This is a genomic window from Psychrobacter sp. CAL346-MNA-CIBAN-0220 (assembly GCF_040309805.1).
Lineage (GTDB): Bacteria > Pseudomonadota > Gammaproteobacteria > Pseudomonadales > Moraxellaceae > Psychrobacter.
On the sequence record NZ_JBEOPF010000121.1, the window covers coordinates 1 to 285 of the forward strand.

The 285-nt window shown below is 38.2% G+C and carries 1 protein-coding gene; it reads right to left on the reverse strand.

Annotated elements, in window-relative coordinates; all coding sequences use genetic code 11:
• Positions 1–2: 2 nt before the first annotated feature.
• Positions 3–285, reverse strand: a 283-nt coding sequence (locus AAEY88_RS12960; protein WP_350563041.1) for a hypothetical protein, incomplete at its 5' end; no start/stop codon positions are given.

A 285-nucleotide genomic window follows, 5' to 3' on the forward strand; every position in this document is an offset into this window, starting at 1 on the left:
GCCTAAACGTTATGCACTTCAGGTTTGAATCCGCGTATTAAATAGTTGCCTAAACTTGATTTTACAATCACTTCTTTGCCTATGGCTTCTTGTAAGCGTGGCGTAGGTAGGCTCGGATGGCTAATTGGTTTTAAGCCCTCAGCTGAGGTAAATAAGTTTATGCAATGCTCTTTAGCGGCAACAATACTTTCGTTTTTACTTTTAATCACATCAACATTATTTAAAAAATGAATTAGTGCTTGGTTAGCTCGATCAAACTCTGCTGATACGTCATCTATATTGCGG